Genomic DNA, 7165 nt, shown 5'->3' on the forward strand with positions numbered 1-7165 from the left:
CCGGGGCAGTTGTCGTTCGCATGTTGGATACGGCCAACCACGTCCAAGTTCCCCAAGGCCAACGGCTTGCCTGCCGCGGTGGCGTTACAGCGACTCGATGCGCGGGGTGACGCGCAGCACCTCCTCGAGCGTGGTCAGGCCGGCGGCGATCTGCCGTGCGCCACTCAGGCGCAGGCTGCGCATGCCCTCCCGGCAGGCCTGGCGCCGCAGCTCGGCGAGGTCGGTGTGGGCGTCGATGCAGGCCTTCACGCCGTCGCTTATCAGTAGCACTTCATAGACCCCGGCACGTCCGCAGTAACCGGTGTCGCGACAGCGCGGACAGCCGACGGCCCGCCGCGCACCCTCGGGCACGGCCATGCGCCAAGGCTCGATGAGCGCCTGCCAGCTCTTCGGGTCGATGCGCACCGGCGCCTTGCAGTCTTCGCACAGCGTACGTACCAAGCGCTGCGCCATGACGCCCAGCACCGTCGCTTTGATCAGGTAGTGCGCGACACCCAGTTCCAGCAGGCGAGTGATCGCGCCCACGGCATCGTTGGTGTGCAGCGTCGATACCACCAGATGGCCGGTGAGGGCCGCCTGGATCGCCATCTCGGCCGTCTCCAGGTCGCGGATCTCACCGATCATGATGATGTCCGGATCCTGCCGCATCAGTGCACGCAGGCCACTGGCAAAGTCCAGGTCGATGTTGTGCTGCACCTGCAGCTGGTTGAAGGCCGGTTCGACCATCTCGATCGGATCTTCGATGGTGCACAGGTTGATCTGCGGGGTCGCCAGCTGCTTGAGGGTGGTGTACAGCGTGGTGGTCTTGCCCGAACCCGTGGGTCCGGTCACCAGCACGATGCCGTGCGCCTGGGAGGTCATCTGCTGCCAGCGCCGCAGGTCTTCGGCCACCAGGCCCAGCTGGGCAAAATCCTTGAGCAACACCTGAGGGTCGAAGATGCGCATCACCAGCTTTTCGCCGAAGGCCGTGGGCAGGGTGGACAGGCGCAGCTCGATTTCCTGGCCCTGCGGCAGGCGGGTCTTGATCCGGCCATCCTGAGGCTTGCGCTTCTCGGCGACGTTCATGCGCCCCAGGCTTTTCAGGCGGCTGACGATAGCCAGGGTGACCTGCTCGGGGAACCGGTACACGCAATGCAGCAAGCCATCGATGCGAAAGCGCAGCGCACCGAAGTCGCGCCGCGGCTCGATATGAATGTCACTGGCGCGCTGCTCGAACGCGTATTGGAACAGCCAGTCGACGATATTGATGACGTGCTGGTCGCTGGCAGCGGGCACCGTGGCCATGTCGCCCAGTTGCAGCAGCTGCTCCAGATTGCCCGCGGCGCCGGGCTGGCCCTGGACCCTGGCGCCGCTGACCGAGCGCGCCAGCTGAAAGAATTGTTCGGTGAAACGCTGGATGTCCGCGGGGTTGGCGACCACGCGCTTGATCGAGCGTTTGAGTGCGTGGGCCAGGTCGGCTTCCCACTGGCGCTGCCAGGGCTGCGCGCTGGCGATGGTAACGCTGTGTTCGTCTACGGCCACGGCGAGAATGTTGTGGCGCATGGCGAAGGCCTGGGGCATCAAGGCGACCACGGTGGCAACGTCGATGCACAGCGGGTCGATGCGCAGGTAGGGTTGCCCGGCGTGGTCCGCCAGCCACCGGCTCAGGACCTCGAGCGTCAGCAGGTGCCCGGGTTGGCGCGGGTCGGGCAATCGGCAGTCGGCGAGCCGTTGCAGGGGGTGGGCTGGGTGCGCGCATTCCTGTTTCAAGTCGTCGCACAGTGCCTGGGCGACGTCCGCTGCGATGAGGCCTTCGTCGATCAGGCCGTCGATCAGATCATCGAGGTTCAGGCTGCCGTCGTGGCAATGTCGGCGGGGAGTGGCGACGAGGGTCATGCGGAGGCCTCCTTGGCGGTGCGCGATCTGTCGTGCTACCCAGCCTAGCGCCCGTGCCGGAAGTCGCCGTCATGGCAACCGTTGCCGCATTTGTCGGCCGCTCAAGCGTACGACTGTACCTGGGCCGGGTGCTGGGCATCGACCAGTTGCACATCGAACACGCTGATCAGGTTGCGCATCTTTTCCGCGATGACCTGTGCGCGGTGCCAGGTCAACTCGCCCACCTGCACCTGGATCTGCAGGCTGTCCGCTACCTGGGATGCAGCGAGCTGCCGGGGGATCAGGTACTGCATGGCAAACAGATTGAGCACCCGGCACAGCACGTCGGCCTCGATCTCGGCACTCAGGCTGAACTGCACGGTGGTGGTCAGTTTGCCTGCGGCCCAGACATCGGGGCGCGGCGAGGTCAGCAGTTCAAAGGCGGACATGGGCGATCTCCGTGGTCGATGGGAGAAAGTCTCCCACGCTGGAACGGGTATTTCTTGCCTGACTCGGCGAGTTATTGAGCTATCTTGAATTGTGCAATTTCATAAACAGCAAGGCAGAGGCATTTCTATGCAAAGTTCTTTGGATGCTTATGACCGGCGCATCCTCGCATTGCTGCAAGAGGACGCCACGCTCTCCAGCGCGCAGATCGCCGAGCAGGTGGGCTTGTCGCAGTCACCCTGCTGGCGGCGCATCCAGCGGCTCAAGGAAGAGGGGGTGATCAGGGCGCAGGTGACGCTGCTGGACCGCAAGAAGATCGGCCTCAACACGCAGATATTCGCCGAAGTGAAACTCAACGCCCACGGTCGCTCGAACTTCACCGAGTTCACCGAAGCGATACGCGGCTTTCCGGAAGTGCTGGAGTGCTATGTGTTGATGGGCAATGTCGATTTCCTGCTGCGCATCGTCACGCCGGACATCGAAGCATACGAGCGTTTTTTCTTCGAGAAACTGTCTATGGTGCCGGGCATTCAAGAGGTGAATTCGACGGTGGCGCTGTCCGAAATCAAGTCCACCACCAGTTTGCCGGTTAATCGGTGAGGCGCGATGCCAGCCGCTCCTACAGGTTCACAACACCCTGTAGGAGCGGCTGGCAGCCGCGAAGAGGTCGGAAAAACCCCGCAAAGCTTACTTGCGCAGCAGCAGTTTCCAGGCGCGGTTCTGGCTCACGGCAATGGCCTGCTGCATCCGCGCGTCCAGCACTTCATCGCTGATATCCAGGCTGGCCAATGCATGCAGCTTGTTCAGTTCGCCGAACAGGCGGTCCACTTCCGGCACGTCCAGCACACCGCGGGCCAGATGCAACCAGCTCTGGATGCGTTCGATGCGTGGCAACTGCTCGGCCAGGTCCTCGGGCTGCTGCTGGTAGCGCGGCAGTTGCAGCGCTGCGCCTTCTTCGGCCAGCAGGTGGCCCAGCCAGCTTTGCAGATGGGCGGCGCCCTGGCGGTTGCCGCGGTTGTTGCGCTCGACCGTCCACAGGCGGCCCAGCAGCCAGCGCGAAGTGTTCAGCGAGAACTGGCCCCAGCGCACGTCCAGCAGCTCTTCGGCGAACTGCTCGGGCGCGGCCTTGCGCACGTCCTCGTCCTCCTGCCCGGCCTGCACCAGCGGGCGCCAGTCTTCGAGCAGCGCATCGAGGGAGGTGCGCAGCTCGTTGCTGCTGGTGCGTGGAGCGGCCTGGCCGAGACTGCCAACCAGTCCGCGCAGTTCGACGAGTTGTTGTACCCAGTCCTGCAGCAGGCGCCAGTGGCCGTTGAAACGGTACTGCTCGGCCAGGCGCTGGCTGTTCGCCAACAGGTGCCAGGCCAAGGCGGTGAAGGCGTCGTCGAGCGAGGTTTCAGCGTTCAGTTCCGGCGCCGGCAGGCTCAGGGCGTAGCTGTCCGGATCGCTGAGGCGATAGCCGCGCTCGGCCTTGCTGATGTCACAGGGCATCAGCGCCAGTTTCTCGGCCAGTTCGGCGGCCAGCTCGAGCAATGCCGATGGCTCGCCTTCACGCAGCTCCAGCTCCAGTTCGCAGATCTCTTCGGACTGCTTGCCGACGATGACCTTGCCCAGGTCCAGGGCCGCCTCGATCACCACCCGGGCCTTGCCGCGGCCCCAGGCGATCTCTGCCCGCTCGCGCACGAAATCGGTGGTGAACACCGGCTTGATGGTCTTCTTGTCGAGTTCGGCCAGTTGCTCGGGCCAGCATTCGCCGTCGAGTTTCTTCAGGTCGAGCTTGGCCTTGGGCAGGGTCCAGTCGTACTCGTTGCGCTGCGACAGCCCGGCCACGCTGCTGCCACGGGTCTTGAGGGTCTGGATGACTTCTTCGCCATCGCGACGCAGGCGCAGGGCAACCTTGGCCGCCGCCAGTTCGCGCGCAGGCGTGTCGAAGTACTGGTTGAACAGCTCTCGGCGCTCCCAGCCACTTTTGTTGCGCTTCTTCAGCAAAGGGTGCTCACGCAAGGCAGCAAGCGTTTCGCGGCTGACGCGCAGTTTGATTTCGGTTTCTTTGTGCATGAGGGGGCAATCCAAGCGCTGGCGGACAACAACGCGCTGATGACTAGATAAGGCCGTGCAGTGTACAGCAGTCGCGCCACGGCGGTTTATTCTTGGCGCCCGATGGCTCTATGATGGGGCTCGCCCCGGGAGGTTCGCCATGCCATTGCCGTCCATGCAGGAACAGTTCGCCGCCCTCATCGCGGCGCCTTCGGTGAGTTGCACCCAGCCCAGCCTGGACCAGTCCAACCGCCAGGTGATCGATATGCTGGCCGGCTGGCTGTCCGACCTGGGTTTTGCCTGCGATATCCAGCAGGTCGAGCCCGGCAAGTTCAACCTGATCGCCACGTTCGGCAGCGGCCCCGGGGGCCTGGTGCTGGCCGGGCACAGCGACACGGTGCCCTACGACGAGGCGCTGTGGAGCACCGATCCGCTCAAGCTCACCGAAGTCGACGGACGCTGGGTCGGGCTGGGCAGTTGCGACATGAAGGGCTTCTTCGCACTGGCGATCGAGGCGGTGCGCGGCCTGATCGACCAGCCGTTCAAGCAGCCGCTGATCATCCTCGCCACCTGTGACGAGGAAAGTTCGATGTCCGGCGCCAAGGCGCTGGCCGCGGCCGGTCGCCCGTTGGGCCGTGCCGCGGTCATCGGCGAGCCGACCGGGCTCAGGCCGATCCGCCTGCACAAGGGGGTGATGATGGAGCGCATCGACATCCTCGGTCGCAGTGGCCATTCCTCGGACCCAAGCCTGGGCCACAGCGCCCTGGAAGCGATGCACGGGGCGATCGGTGAGTTGCTGAGCCTGCGCCAACAATGGCAGCGCGAGTACAACAATGCCCAGTTCAGTGTGCCCCAGCCGACCTTGAACCTGGGTTGCATCCACGGCGGCGACAACCCCAACCGTATCTGCGGGCAATGCTCGCTGGAGTTCGACCTGCGGCCGTTGCCGGGCATGGACCCGCAGGTCCTGCGTGCCGCGATTCTCGGCAAGCTGGCACCGTTGGCCGAGCTGCACCAGGTGAAGATCGACTATGCCCCGTTGTTCGCCGAGGTCCCCCCCTTCGAGCAGCGTGCCGACGCCGAGCTGGTCCGGGTCGCCGAGCGCCTGACCGGGCACACTGCAGCCGCCGTGGGCTTCGGCACCGAGGCGCCATACCTGCAGAGCATGGGGTGTGAAACCCTGGTGCTGGGTCCGGGCAACATCGCCTGTGCCCACCAGCCCGGCGAATACCTCGAAATGTCACGTTTGCAGCCTACCGTGCGTCTATTGCGTGAACTGATCGGGCATTACTGCCTCGAATCGGTGATTACCTGAATCTGACCGCCCCCGAGGCCGCCATCCATGCAAGGAGTGCACGCGTGTTGCCTAGCCTGTCACGACGATAACCCTCATACCGCTGTGCGCCGAGTGATGCTTTTCGTCCCACTTTTCTACAGGCTTTTGCTGTCATGCCCGACTACGTGAATTGGCTTCGCCACGCTTCTCCCTACATCAATGCCCACCGTGACTGCACCTTCGTGGTGATGCTTCCCGGCGAAGGCGTTGCCCACCCCAACTTCGGCAATATCGTCCACGACCTGGTGCTGCTGCACAGCATGGGCGTGCGCCTGGTGCTGGTCCACGGGTCGCGCCCGCAGATCGAGAGCCGCCTGGCCGCGCGCGGTCTGAGCCCGCATTACCATCGCAACCTGCGGGTCACCGATGCGGCCACGCTCGAATGCGTGATCGATGCCGTGGGTCACCTGCGGATCGCCATCGAGGCACGCCTGTCCATGGACATGGCGTCCTCACCGATGCAGGGCTCGCGGTTGCGCGTGGCGGGCGGCAACCTGGTCACGGCGCGGCCGATCGGCGTGGTCGAGGGTGTCGATTACCACCATACCGGCGAAGTGCGCCGGGTCGATCGCAAGGGCATCAATCGCCTGCTCGACGAACGCTCGATCGTGCTGCTGTCACCACTGGGCTATTCGCCCACCGGCGAGATCTTCAACATTGCCTGCGAAGACGTGGCCACGCGGGCAGCCATCGACCTGGAAGCCGACAAGTTGCTGCTGTTCGGCGCCGAGCCGGGCTTGCTCGACGAAACCGGTCATCTGGTGCGCGAGCTGCGTCCGCAGCAGGTACCGGCGCACTTGCTGCGTCTGGGCAACGACTACCAGGGCGAGTTGCTCGATGCCGCCGCTCAGGCGTGCAAGGGTGGCGTCAGCCGCGCGCATATCGTCAGCTACGCCGAAGACGGTGCACTGCTGACCGAGCTGTTCACTCGCAATGGCGGCGGCACCCTGGTGGCGCAAGAGCAGTTCGAACAGGTGCGCGAAGCCAACATCGAAGACGTCGGTGGGCTGCTGGACTTAATCAGTCCGCTGGAAGAGCAGGGCATTCTGGTGCGCCGCTCCCGGGAAGTATTGGAGCGTGAGATCACCCAGTTCAGCGTGGTCGAGCGCGAAGGCATGATCATCGCCTGCGCGGCGTTATACCCGATCGCCGATTCGCAGACCGGTGAGCTGGCCTGCCTGGCGGTGAATCCGGAATACCGCCACGGCGGGCGTGGCGACGAGCTGCTCGAGCGCATCGAGGAACGGGCGCGCGCGCTCGGGCTCAACACCCTGTTCGTGCTGACCACCCGTACGGCGCACTGGTTTCGCGAGCGTGGCTTCGTGCCCAGCGGTGTCGAACGCCTGCCCTCGGCGCGCGCCTCGCTGTACAACTACCAGCGCAATTCGAAGATCTTCGAAAAAGCGCTGTAGCGGGGCATCCGCTGGATCGGCGGCGCCTTTTTCGCGGCCGATGACCGCTCCTACGTGAGGTCGAGGCCATCCGTAGGAGCGG

6 protein-coding genes are annotated in these 7165 nt (G+C 64.7%); 3 read left to right on the forward strand and 3 right to left on the reverse strand.

The window, feature by feature from the left end; all coding sequences use genetic code 11:
- Positions 1–84: 84 nt before the first annotated feature.
- The gene (locus IFT44_RS16295; protein WP_192176229.1) at positions 85–1875 is read right to left on the reverse strand and encodes a GspE/PulE family protein; all 1791 of its coding nucleotides are present in this window, start codon (positions 1873–1875) and stop codon (positions 85–87) included.
- 101 nt (positions 1876–1976) lie between these two features.
- Complete coding sequence (locus IFT44_RS16300) at positions 1977–2303, reverse strand: hypothetical protein (RefSeq protein ID WP_192176230.1); 327 nt, start codon at positions 2301–2303, stop codon at positions 1977–1979.
- Positions 2304–2430: 127 nt separating this feature from the next.
- Here IFT44_RS16300 and IFT44_RS16305 point away from each other — a divergent pair, with 127 nt between their 5' ends.
- Positions 2431–2901 (forward strand): Lrp/AsnC family transcriptional regulator, encoded by a 471-nt coding sequence (locus tag IFT44_RS16305; protein WP_122796211.1) that lies wholly within the window; start codon positions 2431–2433, stop codon positions 2899–2901.
- 87 nt (positions 2902–2988) lie between these two features.
- Here IFT44_RS16305 and IFT44_RS16310 read toward each other — a convergent pair whose 3' ends face one another.
- The gene (locus IFT44_RS16310) at positions 2989–4356 is read right to left on the reverse strand and encodes a CYTH domain-containing protein (RefSeq protein WP_192176231.1); all 1368 of its coding nucleotides are present in this window, start codon (positions 4354–4356) and stop codon (positions 2989–2991) included.
- A 139-nt stretch (positions 4357–4495) separates the two neighbouring features.
- Between IFT44_RS16310 and argE the strand changes: the two genes are divergently transcribed.
- Together argE and argA are read left to right on the forward strand one after the other, a co-directional pair.
- Positions 4496–5650 carry an acetylornithine deacetylase gene (argE, locus tag IFT44_RS16315; protein WP_192176232.1) on the forward strand — a complete coding sequence of 385 codons (1155 nt, stop codon included), beginning with the start codon at positions 4496–4498 and terminating at the stop codon, positions 5648–5650.
- 134 nt (positions 5651–5784) lie between these two features.
- Positions 5785–7083, forward strand: a complete 1299-nt coding sequence (argA, locus tag IFT44_RS16320; protein ID WP_122479849.1) for an amino-acid N-acetyltransferase — start codon at positions 5785–5787, stop codon at positions 7081–7083.
- The last annotated feature ends 82 nt before the right edge of the window (positions 7084–7165 follow it).

Source organism: Pseudomonas sp. CFBP 13710, assembly GCF_014842235.1.
In the GTDB taxonomy this organism is placed as follows: domain Bacteria; phylum Pseudomonadota; class Gammaproteobacteria; order Pseudomonadales; family Pseudomonadaceae; genus Aquipseudomonas; species Aquipseudomonas baltica.

What these genes read in the sequence shown, in the direction of transcription:
- IFT44_RS16310 (WP_192176231.1), bottom strand. Translation starts at nt 4,356, where the DNA reads ATGCACAAAGAAACCGAAATCAAACTGCGCGTCAGCCGCGAAACGCTT.
- argA (WP_122479849.1), top strand. Translation starts at nt 5,785, where the DNA reads ATGCCCGACTACGTGAATTGGCTTCGCCACGCTTCTCCCTACATCAAT.
- argE (WP_192176232.1), top strand. Translation starts at nt 4,496, where the DNA reads ATGCCATTGCCGTCCATGCAGGAACAGTTCGCCGCCCTCATCGCGGCG.
- IFT44_RS16300 (WP_192176230.1), bottom strand. Translation starts at nt 2,303, where the DNA reads ATGTCCGCCTTTGAACTGCTGACCTCGCCGCGCCCCGATGTCTGGGCC.
- IFT44_RS16305 (WP_122796211.1), top strand. Translation starts at nt 2,431, where the DNA reads ATGCAAAGTTCTTTGGATGCTTATGACCGGCGCATCCTCGCATTGCTG.
- IFT44_RS16295 (WP_192176229.1), bottom strand. Translation starts at nt 1,875, where the DNA reads ATGACCCTCGTCGCCACTCCCCGCCGACATTGCCACGACGGCAGCCTG.